At 38.5% G+C, this 20,907-nt stretch carries 19 protein-coding genes and 2 riboswitches; of the genes, 4 read left to right on the top strand and 15 right to left on the bottom strand.

What is annotated here, in order from left to right; translation table 11 throughout:
• Positions 1–11 precede the first annotated feature (11 nt).
• From ptsG to ACLHDF_RS10070, 9 genes are all read right to left on the bottom strand, one after another.
• Positions 12–2,066, bottom strand: coding sequence for a glucose-specific PTS transporter subunit IIBC (ptsG, locus tag ACLHDF_RS10030; protein WP_413918704.1), 2,055 nt, complete (start codon positions 2,064–2,066; stop codon positions 12–14).
• Positions 2,067–2,336: 270 nt separating this feature from the next.
• On the bottom strand, positions 2,337–3,185 hold the full coding sequence (gene glcT, locus ACLHDF_RS10035) for a glucose PTS transporter transcription antiterminator GlcT (protein WP_413918705.1): 849 nt from the start codon (positions 3,183–3,185) through the stop codon (positions 2,337–2,339).
• A gap of 131 nt (positions 3,186–3,316) precedes the next feature.
• Positions 3,317–3,520, bottom strand: a complete 204-nt coding sequence (locus tag ACLHDF_RS10040; RefSeq protein WP_413918706.1) for a hypothetical protein — start codon at positions 3,518–3,520, stop codon at positions 3,317–3,319.
• A gap of 33 nt (positions 3,521–3,553) precedes the next feature.
• Positions 3,554–4,189 (bottom strand): hypothetical protein, encoded by a 636-nt coding sequence (locus tag ACLHDF_RS10045; RefSeq protein WP_413918707.1) that lies wholly within the window; start codon positions 4,187–4,189, stop codon positions 3,554–3,556.
• Between the two features lie 402 nt (positions 4,190–4,591).
• Positions 4,592–5,062, bottom strand: a complete 471-nt coding sequence (ribE, locus tag ACLHDF_RS10050) for a 6,7-dimethyl-8-ribityllumazine synthase (protein ID WP_413918708.1) — start codon at positions 5,060–5,062, stop codon at positions 4,592–4,594.
• Positions 5,063–5,150: 88 nt separating this feature from the next.
• A complete protein-coding gene (locus tag ACLHDF_RS10055) occupies positions 5,151–6,344 on the bottom strand; it encodes a bifunctional 3,4-dihydroxy-2-butanone-4-phosphate synthase/GTP cyclohydrolase II (protein WP_413918709.1) in 1,194 nt (397 codons plus the stop codon).
• 16 nt (positions 6,345–6,360) lie between these two features.
• Positions 6,361–7,020, bottom strand: coding sequence for a riboflavin synthase (ribE, locus tag ACLHDF_RS10060; protein WP_413918710.1), 660 nt, complete (start codon positions 7,018–7,020; stop codon positions 6,361–6,363).
• Positions 7,021–7,297: 277 nt separating this feature from the next.
• Positions 7,298–7,448, bottom strand: a riboswitch (FMN riboswitch).
• A 103-nt stretch (positions 7,449–7,551) separates the two neighbouring features.
• On the bottom strand, positions 7,552–8,586 hold the full coding sequence (locus tag ACLHDF_RS10065; RefSeq protein ID WP_413918711.1) for an amino acid/polyamine transporter II: 1,035 nt from the start codon (positions 8,584–8,586) through the stop codon (positions 7,552–7,554).
• A 20-nt stretch (positions 8,587–8,606) separates the two neighbouring features.
• Positions 8,607–8,732, bottom strand: coding sequence for a hypothetical protein (locus ACLHDF_RS10070; protein ID WP_413918712.1), 126 nt, complete (start codon positions 8,730–8,732; stop codon positions 8,607–8,609).
• Between the two features lie 196 nt (positions 8,733–8,928).
• Positions 8,929–9,035, top strand: a riboswitch (SAM riboswitch).
• Positions 9,036–9,142: 107 nt separating this feature from the next.
• Here ACLHDF_RS10070 and ACLHDF_RS10075 point away from each other — a divergent pair.
• The 3 genes from ACLHDF_RS10075 to ACLHDF_RS10085 all read left to right on the top strand — a co-directional run bounded on the left by ACLHDF_RS10075 (position 9,143) and on the right by ACLHDF_RS10085 (position 15,708).
• Positions 9,143–10,981: a bifunctional homocysteine S-methyltransferase/methylenetetrahydrofolate reductase gene (locus ACLHDF_RS10075; protein WP_413918713.1), complete on the top strand. Its 1,839-nt coding sequence runs from the start codon at positions 9,143–9,145 to the stop codon at positions 10,979–10,981.
• The gene (gene metH / locus ACLHDF_RS10080; RefSeq protein WP_413918714.1) at positions 10,982–14,425 is read left to right on the top strand and encodes a methionine synthase; all 3,444 of its coding nucleotides are present in this window, start codon (positions 10,982–10,984) and stop codon (positions 14,423–14,425) included.
• A 485-nt stretch (positions 14,426–14,910) separates the two neighbouring features.
• Complete coding sequence (locus ACLHDF_RS10085) at positions 14,911–15,708, top strand: HAD family hydrolase (RefSeq protein WP_413918715.1); 798 nt, start codon at positions 14,911–14,913, stop codon at positions 15,706–15,708.
• Between the two features lie 57 nt (positions 15,709–15,765).
• On the opposite strand, the gene ACLHDF_RS10090 is transcribed toward ACLHDF_RS10085, so the two are convergent.
• The 5 genes from ACLHDF_RS10090 to ACLHDF_RS10110 form a co-directional block, all read right to left on the bottom strand.
• Positions 15,766–15,972, bottom strand: a complete 207-nt coding sequence (locus tag ACLHDF_RS10090; RefSeq protein ID WP_413918716.1) for a hypothetical protein — start codon at positions 15,970–15,972, stop codon at positions 15,766–15,768.
• Positions 15,973–16,020: 48 nt separating this feature from the next.
• A complete protein-coding gene (locus ACLHDF_RS10095) occupies positions 16,021–16,284 on the bottom strand; it encodes a hypothetical protein (RefSeq protein WP_413918717.1) in 264 nt (87 codons plus the stop codon).
• Between the two features lie 224 nt (positions 16,285–16,508).
• Positions 16,509–16,850 carry a cytochrome-c oxidase gene (locus tag ACLHDF_RS10100; RefSeq protein ID WP_413918718.1) on the bottom strand — a complete coding sequence of 114 codons (342 nt, stop codon included), beginning with the start codon at positions 16,848–16,850 and terminating at the stop codon, positions 16,509–16,511.
• A 175-nt stretch (positions 16,851–17,025) separates the two neighbouring features.
• Positions 17,026–18,324: an NCS2 family permease gene (locus ACLHDF_RS10105; RefSeq protein ID WP_413918719.1), complete on the bottom strand. Its 1,299-nt coding sequence runs from the start codon at positions 18,322–18,324 to the stop codon at positions 17,026–17,028.
• A 230-nt stretch (positions 18,325–18,554) separates the two neighbouring features.
• Positions 18,555–18,842: a hypothetical protein gene (locus ACLHDF_RS10110; RefSeq protein WP_013082251.1), complete on the bottom strand. Its 288-nt coding sequence runs from the start codon at positions 18,840–18,842 to the stop codon at positions 18,555–18,557.
• A 660-nt stretch (positions 18,843–19,502) separates the two neighbouring features.
• Between ACLHDF_RS10110 and ACLHDF_RS10115 the strand changes: the two genes are divergently transcribed.
• Positions 19,503–19,862, top strand: a complete 360-nt coding sequence (locus ACLHDF_RS10115) for a YueI family protein (protein ID WP_413918720.1) — start codon at positions 19,503–19,505, stop codon at positions 19,860–19,862.
• A gap of 24 nt (positions 19,863–19,886) precedes the next feature.
• Here the strand turns inward: ACLHDF_RS10115 and ACLHDF_RS10120 are convergent, their stop codons facing one another.
• Positions 19,887–20,600 (bottom strand): cell wall hydrolase, encoded by a 714-nt coding sequence (locus ACLHDF_RS10120; RefSeq protein ID WP_413918721.1) that lies wholly within the window; start codon positions 20,598–20,600, stop codon positions 19,887–19,889.
• Positions 20,601–20,907: the final 307 nt, after the last annotated feature.

Below are 20,907 nucleotides of genomic sequence, written 5' to 3' on the forward strand. Positions count from 1 at the left end.
CAATCTCCTTTTTACTTTGAAATGTTAATAATATTTGTTTCTTGTTGAGAAACTTGGCCCTGCTTTAAGATATCAATTTTTTCATCAGCTTGTAAATTCGTGAAAATAATCGGCGTAATCGTCGATGGCGCATTTTCTTTTACAAAGTCTAAATCAATTTTCAATAGAGGCTGTCCTTTTTTCACTTCATCGCCTTGGGCAACTAAAGCTTCAAAACCTTCGCCTTTTAAATTAACTGTATCAATACCAACGTGAATTAAAACTTCACGTCCAGTTGTTGATTCAATACCTAAAGCATGTTTCGTCGGGAATAAGTTTACTATTTTTCCGTCCACTGGTGCAACTACTGTGCCTGTTTTCGGAATAATCGCAAAACCGTCACCCATTAATTTTTGTGAAAATACCTGATCTGGTACTTCCGATAAAGGTACCAACTCTCCCTCAATCGGTGAAACAATATCATTACCATTATCGCTTCCTGCTCCAGATGTTGCAACAGGTTTTTCAATTGTTTTTGTCTCTTGTTTTGTGACAACCGGTGTTTTGCCATTCATAATGTCTTGAATTTGACCTTTTAACGTGTCAGATTTTGGCCCAAAGATAGCTTGAATATTGTTACCAACTTCAAGAACACCAGAAGCTCCAAGTTTTTTCAAGCGGTTTTTATCAACGTTACCTACATCATCTACTGATACACGTAAACGTGTAATACAAGCGTCTAAATGTGTAATGTTTTCTTTACCGCCAAGTGCAGCTAAAATATTTGTTGGAAGCTCTGCTGCTTCTACTTTTACATCTTCTTCTCCCTCTTCTTTATCTTCGCGTCCTGGTGTTTTTAAGTTGAATTTACGGATCGCAAAGCGGAAACCGAAGTAGTAGATAACTGCTAATACTAGACCTACTGGAATAACTAGCCACCATGCTGTACGGTTTTGCATAACTCCAAATAGAATGTAATCGATAACTCCACCTGAGAATGTCATACCGATTTTAACATTTAATAGCTGCATAACCATAAACGACAAACCAGCAAATACTGCGTGAATAGCGAATAATACTGGCGCTACGAATAAGAATGAGAACTCAAGCGGCTCTGTAATACCCGTTAAGAATGATGTTAAAGCAGCTGAACCCATGATACCAGCTACATATTTTTTGTTTTCAGGACGAGCTTCATGATAAATTGCAAGAGCTGCTGCTGGCAATCCGAACATCATGAACGGGAATTTACCAACTTGGAATGTTCCTGCTGTTAAAGGCACGCCATCTGCTAATTGAGCAAAGAAAATCTTTTGGTCACCGTGGATATGTTGACCTGCTTTATTAACATAATCACCAAACTCAAACCAGAACGGAGAGTAGAATATGTGATGAAGTCCAAATGGAATTAATGAACGTTCAATCAATCCAAATACAAACGCTGATAAAGTTGGGTTTGCATCAATCATGTTAGTAGAGAAAGCATTTAATCCGCTTTGAATTGGCGGCCAAATAAAAATCATAATAACACCTAGAATAATTGAAAATACCCCAGTAATAATTGGTACAAATCGTTTTCCAGCAAAGAATCCTAAATAAGATGGTAATTCAATATTGAAATAACGATTATACATGGATGAAGCTAAAATACCTACTATAATACCTCCGAATACACCTGTAGCTAACGTAGGAATTCCTAAGATGTTTGTGTAAGCTGGATTAGCACCCATTTTGTCAGGATCTAATTGTCCTGTAGCAATTAAGATTGTGCTCATTGTTTTGTTCATAATTAAGTAGCCTACGATTGCAGCAATACCTGCTACACCATCACCGCCGGCTAAACCAACAGCCACACCAACCGCAAACAATAGCGATAAGTTGTCAAATACAATTTGACCTGCTTGCGACAAAACATTTGAAACTAATTGAACCCAATCTGCACCAAGTGCTGGTACCGCGGCCAACAATGTAGGATTTTGAAGCGCTGTCCCTACTCCAAGTAAAATCCCTGCTGCCGGTAAAATCGCAACCGGTAGCATAAGCGCTTTTCCGACTTTTTGTAATACTCCAAAAAGTTTTTTAAACATGGCGCTTACCTCCTTTTATATATTTAGTGTGCAACAAGCTATCTATTTGATACGTAAATCATTAACACGCTTTCATAAAACGCTTTCTCTAACTAGAAAACTCATTACATTTCCTGGTGTCTTAAGGCCGAAGCTTTCAATGATTGCGCTTTCTTATAACAAAAAAGGCATGAGGAAAAAGAAACGACAAATGGATAGACTCATCCAATTATACATCGCTTCATTTCTCACTCATGCCTGATCGTATCAGTAACACGTATTGAAATGATTTTATAAATCTGTTTTTGTTATAAGTCGCTGCAGATGCATTGTTAAGTAAACCGCTTCTGCTTCATACACAGGTAAATGTAACGCTTGCTGCATTACTTTTATCACTTTCCAAGACACATTGTAACACAGTGGATATTCTTCTTTCAATAGCAAAGCAATTTTTTTTGGCTCTTCTATTTTTTCTCCTGTTTTTACTCGATCAATAGCGAAATGCAAATGACGAATCAGTCTCATATAGTGTACAGATTCTTTATCTACATGCAGATGAAGCGATTCTTCAATTACATTGATAATCGTTTGAATTAGCTGCGAATCCTGATTTACTTCTAGCAGGTTTTTTTCAGTCAGCGCGCTATGAATATGAAGCGCAATAAAACCAATCTCCCCTACTGGAAGCTGCACGCCTATTTTACGACTAATAATTTCTACTACCTCAGATGCGATCGTATACTCCTCTGGATATAAGGCTTTTGTTTCAAGTAAAAATGGATTTTTAAGACCCATCCCCTGCTGAAAACGTTTTATTGCAAAGGCGATATGATCCGTCAACGAAATGTGTATATGTTCATTCAAAGGAATATTAACGCGCTTTTGAATGTGAGTTATAATGTCATTCATCATTTCAATCACGTCTTCGTCTACTTGAGCTAAAAGCTGCTTGTACTGTTCTTGCTCTTCTTCACTCTTTAACAAGAACATTTTCTCCACGGCTTTTGCATCGATTTCATCGCCTTTTTTCTTGTTAAATCCTATTCCTTTACCAATTAGCACAACTTCATCATAGGTAAGGTGTTTAGCAATTAATACATTGTTATTCAGTACCTTTTCTACAAAAAAGGACTCTTTCACGAATCCTTCACTCCCCTGTTTCGGCTTTCTATTATTTGCTTTCCTATCTTACAAATAATACGCATAACCGTCAATTCATTTTTCTTTGTTTCAAATATTATTGAACTAAACTATTTGAGTTACGTATTATCTTAGTAGTTCTTCGATGGAAACGCAACGTCTTTTTTGCTTGTCCCATAACAATTTTTCATAATAAAATTTTGAAGCATAACGCTCAGAATTAATACACCTGCTTGTAAAAGCGTAAAAAGAACAAGCGAAGTGGTAATAGATACCAGCAAAATCCCATAGTGAATTAAAAGAATATCTACTATACGCAGCCCAACTATAATCATTCCAGCTCCAATAAAAAATTCTTTGGCTACACTCTAGACGAGAAGAATCGTAATAACACAAACGTAAATCATTGCTGCATTTACAGAATCATGAGTAGCCGACGTAAACCACCCCGTATGAAACCAGTTATTATGAAAATATGCTAGCAGCATAAACATAATGGTAGAAGTAATGGCGAGCATTCCGAGAAAAAATGTAGCGTAATGCACAAATATCATATAACGTTCTGTTAGCCACACATACCAAATCTTGGAGATACTAAAGCCTATAGTCATTAAAACGCCTGTATAAATTGTTTTCCACCAGTGGTGTGTATAGATATCCCAGTGTAAAAATAATTCTTCAATCCCCATAAACATAGCTGAAATGATTAAAATATAGCGGAATTTTAATTGATAAGCAGCTATCACGGTAGCCATGATTGGAAAAGCAAACGCTTGAGAGGTTAAAGATCCAAACAAATTATCAAAATATTCATTGGTCATAAAATCGGGATCGTAACCGTAACTTTCAAACAACACAAATACAACATACTCTAGCACGTAAGCCATTCCTATGATAAAAAAAAGCAACACGATTAGTTTTTTATCTTTTTTACGTATGAATACTGTAAGTAAAACAGCCGTGCTGATAATAATCAATATAAAAAAAGCAGTATAATGAGGCATAGACGTCTCCCTTTTACGACCTAATTATTACTTAGAGTAAGACGTTTTATCCAAATTATACATAGCTAGCTTCTATTCAAAAGAGGTTGAGACACACCTAAATCAATCCAATCTAAAGAGGAACAAATGGGATAAATGAGCTAGTATAGATCACTTATTATACCGCTGTTGATTTCCTTGCAAGCCTTCGTTTTCCGCAGGAGTCTTCGCCTTGCCCTCCAATCACCAGCCAGAAGCAACTACATCAATGAAACCTACGTTCACTATAAAAATGAAAAAATCCGAACGAGTTTGATTCTCAATCAAGAATCTCGATTCATCGTTCGGATCTTCCTTCAACTAAAATATTTTTGTTGCAGCCTCTCTCGACTCTCCAGCTTTTAAAAGCTGGAAAAGTATCTATTATCCTTCAATCATTTTTGAAAGGTTAGCCATTTCAATAGCTGATGCTGCAGCTTCCCATCCTTTGTTTCCTGCCTTTGTTCCTGCACGCTCAATTGCTTGCTCAATTGTTTCAGTTGTTAATACACCAAAGATAATTGGCACACCCGTTTGTAAACTTTGAGATGCAACGCCTTTTGCTACTTCATTACATACAAACTCAAAGTGTGGAGTAGCTCCTCGAATAACAGTTCCCAGCGTAATAACGGCATCATATTTTTTAGATTCGGCTAATTTTTTAGCAATTAATGGAATTTCATAAGCGCCCGGCACCCAAGCCACGTCTACATCTTCATCAGCTACGCCGTGACGTTTAAGCGCATCTTCTGCTCCACTAAGTAAACGACCTGTAATAAATTCATTAAAACGTCCTACAACGATTCCAATTTTTAACCCTGTGCCAACTAAGTTTCCTTCATATAAATGATTCATCTTTTGTTCCTCCTGCTAGTATTATATATAGTTATTTACATTTTTTTCATAAATTAACTTCATTTGTTATAATGAAAAAAGTGTAAATTTATAAGTGTAATAAATGACCTAATTTTTTAGCTTTTGTATCTAAGTATTTTTTATTGGCATCTACTGCCGGCATTTGAAGAGGCACTCGCTCTACCACTTCAAGGTCGTATCCTTTTAGACCAGTAATTTTACGAGGATTATTTGTTAAAAGCTTCATTTGCTTGACTCCAAGGTCTTTCAAGATTTGAGCCCCGATTCCGTACTCTCTTAAATCTGCCGCAAACCCGAGTTTTTCATTGGCTTCTACGGTATCATATCCTTCTTCTTGCAGCTTATATGCTCGTAGCTTATTTAATAAGCCAATGCCTCTGCCCTCTTGACGCATATACAGCAAAATGCCACGGCCTTCTTCTTCAATTTGTGTAAGAGCTGAGTGAAGCTGAGGACCGCAGTCACAGCGCTCAGAGCCAAACACATCTCCAGTCAGACACTCAGAATGAACGCGCACTAGAACGGGGCTATTATAATCAATATCACCTTTGATAAGGGCCACGTGTTCTTTATTATCAAGTTTATTTGTATATCCTATAGCTTTAAAATCACCAAATGCCGTAGGTAAGCTTACTTCTACTTCACGGCTAATAAGCTGATCATGTTTGCGACGGTAGGCAATCAAATCTTTTATCGTAATCATTTTTAAATCAAACTGCTCCGCAATCTTTATTAAATCTGGTACCCGTGCCATTGTGCCATCTTCATTCATGATTTCACAAATAACACCCGCAGGCTTTCCTCCCGCTAATACTGCTAAATCAACAGCGGCTTCTGTATGGCCCGCACGCTGCAGAACACCTCCGTCTTTTGCAATCAATGGAAAGATATGTCCTGGGCGTTGAAAATCACCGGCTACCGTCGCTTCATTTACAAGAGCCATAACAGTAGCAGAACGTTCGTGTGCACTGATACCTGTTGTGCTTGAAATATGATCGATACTCACTGTAAAGGCTGTTCCGTGTACATCCGTATTGTTCGCTACCATCGGATGAAGATTTAATTTATGTGCAATCTCTTCATTAACAGGTGTACAAATTAATCCTCTTCCATGAGTAGCCATAAAGTTGATAACCTCAGGCGTCGTTTTTTCGGCTAATGCGATAAAATCCCCTTCATTTTCTCGATCTTCATCATCGCATACAATAACCACTTTTCCCTTTTTTAATTCTTCAATGGCTTCTTCTACTTTATGAAACATCTCTTTCACCTCGCTGTTAATTTGTAAAACCATGCTGCTGCAATAAATCCTTCATATTACCTGAACGATTCGATGCGCCAGGAGTTGACTTGTTAGCCATCATCTGATGCATATATTTAGCTAACATATCGCATTCAATATTTACCTTGTCACCTCGCTGTTTGTCTCCCACGACTGTGTGAACCATCGTATGGGGAATAAGAGAAATAGTAAATGATTGATTGCTGACATCAAAAATAGTAAGACTTGTTCCATCTACTGAAACAGATCCTTTTAACATCATAAATTTACGCAGTTCAGGATCGACTTGAATTTCATAATAAAAGGCGTTTCCTTTACGTGTTTTACTTACAATTGTTCCAATTCCATCAACGTGTCCGCTAACGAAATGCCCTCCAAACCGGCCATTTGCAGCCATTGCTCGTTCTAAGTTGACTCGTGATCCAACGGTTAGAAGCTGAAGGGTACTTGCTTTAATTGTTTCCGGCATGACATCGACCGTAAATTCATTTTGAGAGTAAGCCGTTACGGTTAAACAAACGCCGTTAACTGAAATGCTGTCCCCTAAGTTCACATCTTCTAAAACGGTCTTTGCATCGATCGTAAGAACAATTGCTTCGGTGGCCTTTTGAATACGTTTTATTTTCCCAATTTCTTCAATAATACCTGTAAACATTTTCTTCACCCGCTTTGGCGCTATTCAAGCTTTTGATGCCGTTTTGAAATAGCTGCTGCTTTTTTTTCATATTTATCTTTCCCCCAACCACTGAAAATAAAAAGCCCCTTGAACAAATGTCCAAGGGGTCGGCTGAGCTGAATCAGTTTTATCTACGCAAAATTCCGCTAATTGTATACGAAATAAACAGTCGTATTTGGTGTGTGAAAACAAGGGTAGCTTTAAAAAAGGCGAACCTGTCCCTTGTTAATACAACACAAAAAAACAACTGTGCTTCCTGATCCTTCTCCCATCCAGACTTTTACTGTCGGCTCTAGATTTTAACTAGATCCACCGCTAACATACATCGTATGAAAACGGGTCACGGGCTTAAAAGCATACGCTTTATCACCGCCGGTTGGGACTTACACCCGACCCCGAAGGATAATATATTCGACTGCTATAGTCTTATTTGATTTACATTATAGCAAAGTAAAATCAACTTGTCACATCATTTAACTTCGTTTTTTTACATTTGCTTTTCCCCAACTATTAGCTCGCTTTTTCTTTTTTTATACATAACATCCACACAAAGGCTAGTCCAATATAGCCAAATATCGGATACAAAAACTCAAGAAGCTGTGCATATCCAAATTGTCCAATAATAAAGCAAGCCAAGATAATAAACACAAACGCTTGTTTATCATTCACAGGGAGAACTGACTGAAGCTGCTTAGCGATTCCAAATACATTTCCAATCAATGTAGTAAAAATCTCACCTAACACAACTATAGTAAATAAAACATTCACCCAAGCCGAGATATTCTTAACAACGGCACTCATAGGAATATCGAGTTGAAATGAATAAGGTAAATTGGAAAGTGCAAGATGAGTAGAAACAAGCATAAATGTAAGGACACACCCTCCTATTACGGCTCCTTTTTTGATTACGCTCCGATCCTTTACGGAGCTTCCTAACGGAACCAAAACGGCCTGAGCCAACGCTAGATTTAGGGAAATATATAAAAAGGGACTAACCGCCCACTTCCACTGTGTGACAAGCGTTAAATCGGGCTTCGTTTGAATCAGTGAGAAATAGCTGATATTTGGCACAAAGATGATAAAAGCAAACGAAAGCATCATGGGCACAACAAGAGAATTAACCATTAAAATTCCGTTAATCCCTCTTACAATAAATATATAGGTTAAAACAATTGTAAGAATCATTCCAACAGGAGGCCACAGCCCGAACTGCTCTTTTCCTATTGCCCCGGTGCTCGCTAGCATGACTGAAGTTACTCCAAATAAAATGATAATCATTACGCCGTTTACGGCTTTTCCAAGCACATCACCAAATAAATATGTATTAAGCTGTTGATAAGAAGAAGCTCCTATTGCGTGCGAAAGCAGCATCATTTTTGAACCAAGCCAAATAAAAAACAAGCCGCTGACCAAAATTCCGACCATTCCAAGCTCTCCGTACTGTGTAAAAAACTGAACGATCTCCTTACCTGTTGCAAAACCGGCTCCTACAACGGTGCCTACATACGTAGCAGCAACCTGTAGCGTGAGTTTCCACCTTTTCATGCCCATCACCCTTCTACCCTTCATAGTTCACTATATGTAGAAACTATAAAAAAAAGACGAGCCTTTTTACGTGTGAATCCACGACATCCTAACGCTTTTCCTTTTTGATTTATTTTCCATTTCTCATTTTCTTTTGTTTTTCTCACAAAAAAGCCCCTGCCTCTTAACATAACAGCGATTTTCAAACAAAATATACGGATATTTTCATTTTATCTTTCAGATTTTCCCCAATATTTGCTGGAAATTCACAATTTACTGTTGTATAATTTCTAAAAATCAGATAAATTATTAAATAAGTATTCTTTCTATTTAAAAAAATATGTTTCAATTATATACAATTGATTCTTATCATGAGAGGTGGAGGGACTGGCCCTTTGAAACCTCAGCAACCAGTCGGTAGAGACATGGTGCTAAATCCAGCAAGCAATTTATTGCTTGGAAGATAAGAAGGCGAAAAAAGTCTTCTTCTTAGGAAGACTTTTTCTATTTTATCGGCATATTGCATAAAACGAATCAATCGTAAAATAGAAGCGGAACAATTTAAGGAGGTTTTGACATGGGGTTACTTGAAGATTTAAAGTCTAAAATTTTAATTGGGGACGGTGCTACTGGTACCCTCCTTTACTCACACGGTATCGACAGCTGCTTTGAAGAATTAAACATCACCAAACCAGAAGAGGTTTCTCGTATTCACAGAGCCTATGTAGAAGCAGGTGCAAACGTTATTCAAACTAACACTTATGCTGCTAATTATCAAAAACTTGCGCGTTATGGATTAGAAGATTCAGTCAAGGATATCAATGTCGCTGGTCTAAAATTGGCGAAACAAGCTGTAAAAGATCAGGCGTACGTTGTGGGTACACTCGGCGGGATTCGTTCTTTCCAAAAAAACGCTATTAGTTTAGAAGAGGTTAAGAGAAGCATTCGTGAACAAATGTTTTGGCTTTTAAATGAAGGCGTAGATGGCCTTTTATTTGAAACATACTACGATTTTGAAGAATTAAAGACCGTTCTTACACTCGCAAGAAAAGAAACGGATAAGCCTATTATTACGCACGTTTCTCTCCATGATATCGGCGTATTACAAGATGGCCGTCCTTTAGCAGATGCGTTAAAAGAATTGGAAGACTTAGGAGCAGATGTTGTAGGACTCAACTGCCGTTTAGGTCCTTATCATATGATTCAGTCTCTTGAAGAAGTACCGCTTCCTGATCGTGCTTTCTTATCTGCTTACCCTAACGCCAGCCTCCCGGCGTATGTGGAAGGAAAATTAGAATATGAAACGAATGAAGACTACTTTGTAGAAAGCGCGCGTTTATTCCGCGAACAAGGCGTTCGCTTAATTGGCGGATGCTGCGGCACAACACCTGCTCACGTACGTGCGATGTCGTCTGCCTTAAAAGACCAGCCTCCAGTTACAAGCAAAGTAGTTAAAATGAGGCCAGCCGTTACGGTTCAAGAGCGTGAACAGCAGGATAAGCCTCATATGCATGAAATTGTGAAGAAGCGCCGCTCGGTTATCGTCGAGCTAGACCCACCTAAACAGCTTGGTCCGACGAAATTTTTAGAAGGTGCAAAAGCACTTGATAAAGTCGGTGTAGATGCTATTACATTAGCTGATAACTCTCTTGCCTCGCCTCGCATCAGCAACTTGGCAATGGCAACACTCATGCAGCAAGAAACAAAGGCCCGACCGCTTATTCATATTACATGTCGCGACCGAAATTTAATTGGACTTCAATCTCATTTAATGGGACTTCATACGTTAGGAATGAATCAAGTACTTGCGATTACCGGTGATCCGTCAAAAGTTGGCGATTTCCCTGGCGCCACTTCAGTCTACGATTTATCTTCATTTGACTTGATTAGTTTAATTGCTCAGTTCAATGAAGGACTATCTTATTCAGGTAAACCACTTGGTCAAAAAACTAATTTTTCCATCGCAGCTGCCTTTAACCCAAATGTGCGTCACTTAGACCGAGCAGTTCAGCGTTTAGAAAAGAAAATAGACTGCGGGGCTCACTATTTCATTACTCAGCCTCTCTATTCAACTAAGCAAATTGAAGAGGTGCATGAAGCAACCAAACAATTAACAACACCGGTATACATCGGAATCATGCCACTAACAAGCGCAAGAAATGCTCGATTTATTCACCATGAAGTACCTGGAATTAAATTATCAGAAGATATTCTAGAGCGAATGGACGCAACCGGAAATGATCGAATTCGCGGCGAAGTTGAAGGCCTTGCGATCGCCAAAAACTTAATTGATACGGCATATGAGTTATTTGACGGTATTTACTTAATTACGCCGTTTATGCGCTATGAAATGACCGAAATTCTAACACGCTATATTCATGACAAGCAACTCGTTACATCAGAAAGGAAGATATAAATGAGCTCACTTATCGAACAACAACTAAAGAAGCGAATACTCGTCATTGATGGAGCAATGGGAACGATGATTCAAGATGCTGATTTAACCGCTGAGGATTTTGGCGGCGAAGAATATGAGGGTTGCAACGAATATTTGACTCGGACGGCGCCTCATGTAATTCAGCGCATTCATGAAGAGTACTTTGCAGCGGGCGCTGACATTATCGAAACCAATACGTTTGGCTCAACATCTACCGTACTTGATGAATACGATTTAGGACACTTGGCGTATGAGTTGAATATCGAAGCTGTGAAGCTGGCTTGTGCAGCTCGCGATAAGTATTCAACTCCCGAGTGGCCTAGGTTCGTAGCTGGAGCTATCGGTCCTACAACTAAAACTCTTTCTGTTACCGGAGGTATTACATTCCCTGAGTTAGTAGAATCGTACGAAGAGCAAGTTCGGGGATTATTAGACGGCGGCGTTGATCTACTTTTAGTCGAAACATGTCAAGACATGCTGAACGTAAAAGCAGCGTTTCTAGGCATCACCGCTGCGTTTGAAAAACTAAAAACCGAAGTTCCTATTATGATTTCAGGAACGATTGAACCAATGGGAACAACTCTGGCTGGTCAAGATATCGAGTCTTTTTATTTATCATTAGAGCACATGAAGCCTCTTTCAGTCGGACTTAACTGCGCAACAGGTCCTGAATTCATGACGGATCATATTCGCTCTCTTTCAGACCTAGCGACTTCAGCTGTTAGCTGTTACCCAAACGCTGGACTTCCAGATGAGGAAGGTAATTATCACGAATCCCCTGAGCTGCTTGCTCAAAAAATTAAGGGGTTTGCTGATAAAGGCTGGCTAAACTTTGTAGGTGGATGTTGTGGTACAACTCCTGCTCATATTAAAGCACTGGCTGAAGCGGTAAAAGAGGTTGCTCCTCGTTCGCTTGACCGCTCCGAGCATAACCATGCTGTAACTGGTATCGAATCACTTGTATATGACGATTCTATGCGCCCTCTTTTTGTGGGAGAACGTACGAATGTAATCGGGTCTCGCAAGTTCAAGCGTCTGATAGCAGAAGGAAAAATTGAAGAAGCATCTGAAATTGCTCGCGCTCAAGTTAAAAATGGTGCTCACGTTATTGATATCTGCTTAGCGGATCCTGACCGCGAAGAAATGGAAGACATGGAGGAATTTATTCAAGAAGTTGTAAAAAAAGTAAAGGTTCCTCTTGTAATTGATTCAACCGACGAGAAAGTTATTGAAAAAGCTTTAACGTACTCACAAGGTAAGGTCATTATTAACTCCATTAACTTAGAAGATGGTGAAGAGCGTTTTGATGCAATCTTGCCGCTAGTAAAAAAATTCGGTGCAGCTCTGGTTGTCGGCACAATCGATGAAACAGGCATGGCCGTTACTGCAGAACGAAAAGTAGAGATTGCTAAACGCTCACATGATTTACTTGTTGAAAAACATGGCTTTAATCCAAAAGATATTATCTTTGACCCTCTTGTGTTTCCTGTGGGGACTGGTGATGAACAATATATTGGTTCTGCTGAAGAGACAGTTAAAGGAATTAAAATGATTAAAGAAGCCTTGCCTGATTGCCTGACCATTCTTGGCGTAAGTAACGTGTCATTCGGCCTCCCTCCAGTCGGACGTGAAGTACTAAATGCCGTTTATCTTTATCACTGTACGCAGGCTGGGCTCGACTATGCCATTGTTAATACAGAAAAATTAGAGCGCTATGCTTCTATTCCAGAAGCTGAAATCGAGCTTGCTAATGCTTTATTATTTGACACAACTGATGAAACGCTAAGCACGTTTACCGACTTTTATCGTGATAAAAAGAAAGAAGCAAAAGTAGAAATTTCTACATTAACACTCGAAGAACGATTGGCAATGTATATTGTCGAAGGTACTAAAGAAGGATTGCTTCCTGATTTAGAACAGGCTTTAGCTCAGTATGATGATCCGTTAGATATTATTAACGGACCGCTTATGGAAGGGATGGCGGAAGTTGGACGCTTGTTTAATGACAACCAGCTGATTGTGGCGGAAGTCCTTCAAAGTGCGGAAGTGATGAAAGCATCCGTTGCCTTTTTAGAGCCTCATATGGAAGCAACTGAAAATGATTCTGGAAAAGGAAAAGTTATTCTTGCAACAGTTAAAGGCGACGTACACGATATCGGTAAAAACTTAGTTGACATTATTTTAAGCAATAATGGTTTTAAAGTAATTGATTTAGGTATTAAAGTAACGCCGCAGCAGCTGATTGAAGCAGTAAAAGACGAAAAGCCAGATATCATTGGCCTGTCAGGTCTTCTAGTAAAATCAGCTCAGCAAATGGTTTTAACTGCCCAAGACTTAACACAATCTAGCATTGACGTTCCAATTATGGTAGGAGGCGCTGCCCTTTCCCGTAAATTTACTGACTTTAAAATCGCCCCGGAATATGAAGGTGCGGTACTATACGCCAAAGATGCGATGGACGGATTAGCGTTAGCAAATAAACTGCAAAACAAAGAAGAGGTTATTCAGCTTTTAGAAGATCTAAAAACGCGCCAAGAAAAGAAAGTAACAGTTCGAGAACGCCAGCCTCAAACTGCTCAAGCAGCTACGGCTGTTTTAGAAAGATCCGCTGTTTCAACGGACGCTCCTGTTTTCGTACCAGCTGATTTAAAGCGTCACGTCGTCAAACACTACGATTTGGCACAGGTTCTTCCATATATTAACTGGCAGATGCTTTTAGGCCATCACTTAGGACTAAAAGGAAAAGTGAATAAACTGCTTGCTGAAAAAGACGAGCGTGCTGTTCAATTAAAAGAAACCGTTGACGACCTGCTTGAATTGGCACTAAAAGAAAACTTAATTAAACCAGCGGTTATTTATCAGTTCTTCCCTGCTCAAGCAGACGGAAATGACTTAATTATTTATGACCCTACTGATGAAAAAACAGAAATTGAACGTTTTAGCTTCCCTCGACAAGCAAAAGGACAGTTCTTATGCTTATCTGATTTTGCAAAACCTAAAGAAAAAGAGATGGATTACGTATGTTTCTTCTCTGTAACAGCAGGAACAGGCATTCGTGAACGCGCAGCGAAATTCAAAGAAAACGGCGAGTTTTTAAAGAGTCATGTGTTCCAAGCTCTTGCGCTTGAATTAGCTGAAGGATTAGCTGAACGTGTTCATCAGCAAATTCGTGACCGTTGGGGATTCCCTGATTCTCCTGACTTTACAATGGCGGAGCGTTTCTCAGCCAAATACCAAGGTCAGCGTTTTTCATTCGGATATCCTGCATGTCCAGACCTTGAAGACCAAGCAAAACTGTTTAAATTAATTAAACCTGAAGACATTGGCATTCAACTAACAGACGGCTTCATGATGGAACCAGAAGCTTCCGTTACAGCCCTTGTTTTTGCACATCCTGAAGCGAAATATTTTAACGTCTTATAAAAAACAGCCGCGGTCTTTTAGACCGCGGCTGTTTTTTACAGTGAACAAACCCAAAAAAGAGGCTAGAACAAAAGTATTTTAGTCGAAAGAAAATCCGAACGATGAATCGAGATTCTTGATGGAAAATCAAACTCGTTCGGACTTTTTCATTGGTATGGTGAACCTAGGTTTCATGTATGTAGTGGCTTCTAGCTGTTGATTAGAGGGTAAGGCGAAGACTCCGCAGGAGCGCAAGCGAAGCCTTGCACGGGAATTAACAGTGATGTAACAAGCAATCTATACTAGCTCATCAATCCAATTTGTTCGTCTTTAGATTGGATTGATGTAGTTATATCTCACTCTCTTTGAATTCGCCGCTGATTTGAGCTTTTTTTATGAGTTTCTTGGGAAACACTGATAGAATAAAGAAAGTAATAAATTTGTACAGCTCTTATCACAGCAGATTTTCAAGGAAAGGAATTTTCAAGGAAAGGAATTTTCAAGCAATGATTAAGTTATTCGTAAGCGATCTAGATGGTACTCTTTTACACGAAGAAAAATACGTAGAACAGCATAATGTAGACGCACTTAGTGAACTTCAGCGCCAAGGAGTAGAGGTTTGTCTTGCTTCAGGACGAATGGATACGGAGATTTTAAAAATCTCGGCCGATATTAATAATACATTTCATCGCATTAGCCAAAACGGAGGATTTGTGTGGACCAAAGAAAACCAAGAACTTCACGGAAAATTGTTTGAAGATGATTTAGCGGTTCAGCTTTATAAGAAAACGATAGATCCTAACCGTATTACGCTTGTCTGTTCAAACGATACGAATTATGTAGAGCAGCGAAATGAAATTATCGAAGCAATTGAAACTCACATGTTTTTCCCTATTAAAGAACAAATTGGAATGACGGATTCATTTGGTCACGCTCTTGCTCCCTCTAAAATCACGGTTCTTGGAGATCATGATGAAATGGTAGCACTGCAAAAAGAGTTGAACGAAGAGTTTGGCGATGATATTGATACATATATTTCGGCCAAGCAGTGTTTGGATATTATGCCTAAACATATTAGCAAAGGAAATGCCATTGAAATTTTATTAAATCATCTTCAGCTAAAACCAGAGGAAATTGCATGTGTGGGAGATTCATTTAATGATATCCCTATGTTTCAATTGACGCTAAACAGTTTCGCTATGTCTACTGCTCCTGAAGCGGTTCAGCGCCAAGCGTCTGCTGTTGTGTCATCTGTTAGTGAAGCAGCACGTATTGTATTAGAAAAAAATAAGCGAACAACCTAAAAAAAAGCGGTCAACGTTGAATTGACCGCTTTTATCTATTTAATAAGAAAATGGTATTTATTTTTTTCGTAAAGAACGAAAAAATTCACCTAAGCTTTTTTGCTTCCCATCTGCATGCTCTCCGTGATTAACCAAGCTGCTGGTTCTTTCTCTTCGAACAACAACCATAATAAGAGTGGCAAAAAAGATAATGGAAACGGCAATGACAACCAGTGCAAGAACGGATGCTACAATAGCTTCAGAAGTCGTTAGTGACGATAGCATCTGCCTCGTACACCTCCATTTCGTTTGTGGCGAAAAGGAGCCTAGCAATTAGAAATGCAAATAATCTTTTTTCTCAACTTGATGCATGTTATTATACACCATTTTCATTTTAGAAGCTGTAGCTTTTAAAGACGTAGGCGAATCCACATCTTCGGCTAACATAATATTTACTAAGTCAACTACAGAACGAGACAACAACTCTACATTATTTTGCAACTCTAATTCGTCATAAGTTCTACGGTCTTGAAGACGAAGTCGAATAATTTCATTTGCTAGCTCCCTAACACGCACTAATTGTTGATGTTCTCCCATAGTATCTCCGCCGCAAGAAACTTATAATCAGCCCTTTTATTGGCTTTTATAAGAGCTAGAAATCCCTGCAGCTTACCCCTCCTTATAAAGATGCCTAGCACACCTTTATGTAAATCATACTTTCACGTTGTTTACATGTATATTCGCTATAGCTGGTTCATTTTCCTTTTGAAATTAGCAACCATCATCGTTTATCGTTCAGATTTCAAATTTTTAAGGATGTGTTACACAAAAATTAAAACGCCAATAGCAGTAAGTGTTGCTCCTGCTGCCACTACATGTGTAAAAGCTTGATTTTCTAGTACGATCATAAAAAATAAACCAATCATCATGACCGGTAATCCTATATTGTACAACCATACGCGCAGTTTGGCTAATTTACTTTCGCTAAACGTGGGAAACAAATAATAAATAAGCCCGGCCAACGTAAGCGACGTCCACCCTAACAAATTGATGTGCACATGAACTGGTGTCAAAGCGTAGCTGTGAACAATTGACATATAATACCCTACTATGATGCCAATTCCAAAATAAACAGCTGATATTTTAATTAATTTAAATTCCATCGTTTTCTCCCCTTCATATCTCCCTCCGGCTTCTGTACTACTTTACGCAGGAAACGTTATTTTAGAAGCGACAGATTAGCCAAAGGACACGAAATACGGAGTATGTATCTCAAAAGAGGATTCTCTACCTGCAAACACAAAAAAACAGCTGAGTAAAAGTACTCAGCTGTCTATTTTAAGCAATATAATGCAGAACAAAGTTCAAGAAAAACAGTAACGCGCTTACATACATAAACATCGATACTTCACGCATTTTACCAAGGAATAATTTAAGCAGTGGATACGCAATGAACCCAAATGCAATTCCATCAGCAATGCTGTACGTAAGAGGAATAAGCGCAATAATTAAAAATGCAGGGAAACCTTCTGTTAAGTCCTGTAAATTAATGTTTTTGATATTTTGAATCATCAATGCTCCAATAACAATGAGAATAGGTGCAATAGCACTATCTGGAACCAGCTTAATAAAGGGAATAAACAGAAGTGAACTTAAAAATAAAACTCCTGTAATCAGCGATGTTAAACCCGTTCTCCCTCCAGCTGCAATACCAGATGCTCCTTCTACAGAAGACACCGTTGGACTTGTTCCACACACACCGCTTAGCAAGGCAGATGCTGCTGTTGCTTGAAATGCTCGCGGAAATTTGCTATCTTGATTCATCATACCTAGCTGACCGTGCAGCAAACCGATATTTTCAAAAATCAATACCATTGTTAATGAAAATACAGCTGCCCAAAACGCAACGTCCCCAATAGCTCCAAAAGATAATGTGCCAAAGCTACTAAAAAAGTCGTCCACACTCGCAGCCGACTGTCCTTTTTCTGCACCGCTTCTTACACCTAGTAAAAAGGCAAGGACTGATCCAACAATCATACTTAACAAAAAGTTGCCTTTCACATTTCGGATAAACAGTACGATTGTGATAATTAACGTCAACAACGTACTGATCACAAACGGATCCGACAAGTCTCCAAGTGCTACAAAAGTGGTTTCGCTTGGAACTACAAGCTTCCCTTTTTGCAAACCGATAAACGTTAAGAATAAGCCAACACCGACTGTTATCGCTTCTTTTAGCGAATGTGGAATCGATGAGACAATTTTGGCAGACAATCGTGAAAAAGCTAATGCTGTAAAAAGAAAGCCGGATACCACTACTGCTAATAACCCTTCTTGCCAAGATAATCCCATTGATTGAACCATCGTATACGTAAACAATGCATTAATCCCCATACCTGGCACCAAAATAAGAGGCGCATTTGCCCAAAAAGCCATAATAACACAGCCGACAAAAGCCGAAGCTACTGTCGCAAATATTCCTGCTTCAAGCGGAATACCGGCATCAGACAAAATAGTAGAATTAACAGCAATAATATACACGATGGAAAGAAATGAAATGACCCCAGCTAAGCTTTCTTTTCCGACAGTTGTTTGGTGGTCGTTTAAACGAAACAACTTTTCAAATAATGCGTTCAATCTAATTTCCTTCTTTTCATCTATCCCTCGCCCACCCAGTGACCAAAAATGCCACCGAAGTTATTATAGCAAAATCAACAATTGTTGCAAGGAAAACTTGTCTCCTTTAGCTTAAGCATTCATTCCTTATTTAAAACTGTTATCATTTTCTAAACGTAACTTCTTGCATTCAGTTTGTATCTCCCTCAGATTGGACATAATAAAAGAGCGCTTTATCAGCGCTCACTGTTTTAATAATAATAAGGATAATATGGTGGGTACGGCGGGTAATATGGTGCTGGATAACCGTAATAACCTGGACCTGCTAATGCACTTCCAAGAACTAACCCTCCAAGAAATGGAGCTCCAAAGCCCCAACCCCAAGGGCGACCAAAACCGAAGCCGAACCCCGGACGACCAAAGCCGAAACCTGGGCGGCCGAAGCCAAAACCTGGACGACCGAAACCGAAGCCCGGACGGCCAAAGCCTCCAAAACCACCGAATGGTCTTCTTATGTCATTAATATCAAATTCTTGCATGATACATACCTCCTCAAGTTATATTTCATTCTCTCTATTACATATGTTATTCACCCACTTCTTGCATAGGCAATCGCCTCTTTTTTTAGTGATTTCTTAAAAAATATTCCTTTTCTATTACGGCGTTATGATTGAACAACCTTATATATACTTTTTCGGGATTTGATGCATACTACATGTAACTGATGTGAGAAAAGAAAGACAAAATGAGGAACGGACCTTTATGAACTTTCAGCAGCTGCTTGAATGAAAAACAAACATAAAAAGAACGCTCAACAAAAATGTTGACCGTTCTTTTTATGAAAATACATAGCGATTTTTTATTAATTTATCTGACCCTTTGCTTGACCGTATATGCCCTAAAGCTATATAATCCCCTTTTTATATAATGCGCCTTGAACATAAAATCATAGGAGCGTCTCCCCAAACGCTGCTATGTATGTATATCTGTAATCGCTTACAAACCTTTAATAAAAAATCGATATGATTGTCTATCTATTTACATTAAACAATATTTCAGACTAAATTTCAACATATTTTTTGTTTTTCTTTATACTCAGCAAAAAAACAGGTGATATAGCACAGTTATTTTCCTTTTTTCTTGTCCCTTTTACTTATACACATAATCGTTTATAGTTTATAACGAAAGGAAGTGACATAATGTCTGATCAACTAGAAGAATATTTAGAAAGAGGAATGTACGGAGCAAAGGAAACGAAAAGAGACGAACGAAGATATTTCTTAACTGCTCTACGTGAGAATATTGAAATTGCACTAAAAAAAGGACAAGTCATGAAAAAGGATATAGCAAAAATAAAGCCTCTTTTAAAAAAAGTAAAAGACGGTCATTTGTTTTTAAATGGCTCCTTATCTTATTCATATCTCTCCCCTTATGTTCAAGCTGCTAACGAATACAAAGTGCCTTTTACCATTGTTCGGAACTTAGAAGCTAATACCGATATTGGTCTGGTTTTAACAGGTTCTGAAGGCAGTTTGGAACGCAATATCTTTTTTGACTAAAAAAAGAGCCCAACCGGCTCTTTTTTATTTAGCAAATACATGATGATCAATTGTTTTAATTACAGCACGTGAACGAATCCAGTTATCAGTAGCTGTTTTTGGATTATAAAAATAAATAGAATCGTCTAAACGATCTTTTCTTGTCAATGCTTGCTCTACCGCTTTTTTCGACTCTTCTGAAGCAGGTTTATTAATCGATCCGTTTTGAACCGGTGAAAAAGCGTATGCTTTTCCGACAACTTGTTTAATAACTCCTGTTACCGTATCTGGAAACTTCGGAGAATCTACACGGTTCAACACAACTGTTGCTACCCCTACTTTTCCTTCATACGATTCGCCTTTTGCTTCAGCTTCTACTAGGCGAGCCAATAAATCTTTTTCACTTGCAGAAATAGAAACTGCAGATGTTTCCTGCTCTGCCGGTTTCGCTTCTGGTTTTGGTTCAGGCTTGGCTGTATTAGCAGGTGCTGTCGTTGAAGGTTCGGTTGTTTCAGCAGCCAGCACTTTTGTCTCACTCGGAATAGTTAATGTTTCACCAATATAAATCATCTCTCCTTGACGATTGTTTAATTTTTTAATATCGTCAATTGTTACACTATATCTTTTACCTAACTTCCAAAGACTATCGCCTTTGACTACTTTATAATTAGTTGCAGCCGTAGCTGTTGCATTAAAACCTATAAATGAAAGAGTAGCTAAACAAGCTACTACCATTGATTTCATATAACTATGTTTCATAGGTAATACCTCCTGAAATTTCGTATGGTATTACTCTATCATAGCTATATATAGGTTTCACCGAACGATTCAATTACATTTCTTTAAGTTTGATGAACAAAATTACGTTCGGAACACAATTATGACATTGTACCTTGTTTTTTGTCATAATCACGGTAATTTTTCTAAAATGCAGGTATATTTTCCCGATTCATTTCAGTTTAATCAGAAATTTCTCCATTTACTTTTCCCTTATACTTTTTATGGTAAACATCTAAATTCATCTACTTTTACACAAAAAAGCTGAATGTTGTAATCAACATTCAGC

This window comes from Priestia megaterium (assembly GCF_046599315.1).
In the GTDB taxonomy this organism is placed as follows: Bacteria; Bacillota; Bacilli; order Bacillales; family Bacillaceae_H; genus Priestia; species Priestia megaterium_F.